A 2,297-nucleotide genomic window follows, 5' to 3' on the forward strand; every position below is an offset into this window, starting at 1 on the left:
AATAAGTGGGCAGATAATCTCCAAGTTTCGTTGGATTCTGAACAATCTAAAATAAGAGAAGCCAAACCTGAAAATAGAGCTGGAATTAAAAAGAGGATTGTCATGTTAGAGTCTCTTGTAGTTAAAAAGAGGAATATGGCTAATAATTTACTAGGACTAGATGAAATGTCTGAACCTGTTGCTGAAGTAATAGAGGAAGCACCGATTGCATCTAAAGGAACAGATAATACAGGAATAGAGGAATTGGCTATTGAAGGTGCAAGTAAAACTGCAGGTAGTCAGAATGCAATTGAAGGAAGCGAAGCAATTGGATCAGATAGCTTAACCGATAGAGAAAGAGAGGCAGCACAAGCTTTAGGTATTATTGTACCTGCTGAGGATGTGGCCCAAATTGAAGAGGAAACAGAGCCTGTAAAAGTAGCTGCAGATGTAGATACAGAAGAGATTGCAGAGGTGGTGATAGAAAGTGAAGTAGGAACTGATATTGAGTCCGACAATGAACCGGTAGAAGAGAGTGGTCTTGCTATAAACGAAACCCCTATCAGTGTTACAGAGGATGTAAGCGTTGAAGTGGAAGGAACCGAACCTGTTGCTAATAATAGCACAAATGAACCATCTGGAAATGATGAAATAGTTGTGGAGGGATCAACGGAAGTGACAGAAGGTTCTCTAGCAAATAAAAGTTTAGAATTAGGAATGGTATCTAATACATTACTTCCTGCGATATCTGTTGATGAGAAGATAGATGTTGTAGATGAAGATTTAAAAGTTGACAATTATCATGAGTTTAGAATAAATGCAGAGCTAGAGGCTAAGAAAATAAAAGAACAAATTGCTCTTACAGATGACCTAGAACGTAAGAGAGAATTTATTGCTCAGTTAGAAGATATCGTTGTTAATATGAATAAAGAACAACAAATTGTAGAGAATAGTTACGATAGGATTTATGAGCAAGATAAACGCGATGAAATAGAAAGACTTGTTCCTACAATCCATTCTGAGAAGGCAAGAACAATATATTTAGAGGCTTCTAACTCATATCGTTTAGCTCGAACTCTTAGAATGGAGGCTAAACTGTTAAAGGAAAATGCACGAGTGGCTCCAGACATTTTAGGAATGGATATGATAGAGGAAGCAAATGGAATTAGCAAAATGGCAGATTCAATTGCTACTACAGCGTCAATCTCATATACTCGAGCTAATAGTATTGAAGATAATCACATGACAGTTAAGGTTGGTGAGAAACTTCAATCGGAAGTAGCTAAGGTAAAGTACGCCAAGGCCGCTTCTGTAGCTAAGCAAGCACGATTAGATTATACTATATCTATGTCGGTTGTAACCAAAGCTAAAGCAATGCCCGATGGAGAGAAAAAGGATAAGGCTTTAGAAGAGGGTAATGTTATGCTAAAAGCGGCAAATAATAAACTTGCATCGGTAGATGGGTTATACGAAGAAGCTGTTAGAGAGGAAAACTTAGGAGACGATTTAATTACATTGGCAAATCCAATTCCGGTTGAGTCTGAAATTGCTACTGAGGTAGCCGTAGAGGCTAATGTGGAGTTAGCTAAGACCGAAAATATTGTTAGCGAAGAAGTTATTACAGAAGAAAATCAAACAGATGAGAATATAGTAGCCAATTCAATTGAAGACACTGATGTTGTAGCAGAGGTAATTCCGAGTAAAGAGCCTGCTATTGATTTGAATAATGAGACTAGTGTTATTGAAGAAGAAGTAACCGAGCCAATTGAGGACACTAATCTTGAAGAAACTAGCTTGGCATCTGCAAATACTATAGACGTAGAAGGTATTCCTCAAATTGATGTTACTGGAGATGGCGATATCGATGATGAAATAGTTGCTCAATATCAGGGGTCACTTAATGAAGATGATTTACGTCAAGTATTTACTTCACCGGGCTATAAGGATTATAAGAGTATAATGGAGCAGCTTTTAGCTTTGAAGAAGCAAGCGGATGGATTAGAAACAGAAGCTACTCAACTCGATAAGGATGCAGAAGCGAAGGAGGCTGAATCGGAAGGTTTAAAAAGCACAGCTTCTACTGAAGGAGATGAGGATAGGAAACAACGAATGCTTGCTAGAGCAGATCAATTGGATGCAGACGCTGTTGTTCTTAGACAAAATGCAATATCGGCGAGAGAGGCGAGAAGAAGTTTCGAAATTGAGTTTCCAAATCAAGTTTCAAGAGCAAAAAATGCACTTGGAATTGTACTCGATGAAGCCCAGCGTCTAAAGGCCGGTGGTGCCTTAGCCGACAACGGGAATATCGATGTTGCTGA

1 protein-coding gene is annotated in these 2,297 nt (G+C 38.6%); it reads left to right on the top strand.

All coding sequences use genetic code 11. The features are described from left to right. Positions 1–2,297, top strand: a 2,297-nt coding sequence (locus HRT72_09070; GenBank protein ID NQY67857.1) for a hypothetical protein, incomplete at both ends; no start/stop codon positions are given.

It is taken from the genome of Flavobacteriales bacterium, from assembly GCA_013214975.1.
Taxonomy (GTDB): Bacteria; Bacteroidota; Bacteroidia; order DT-38; family DT-38; genus DT-38.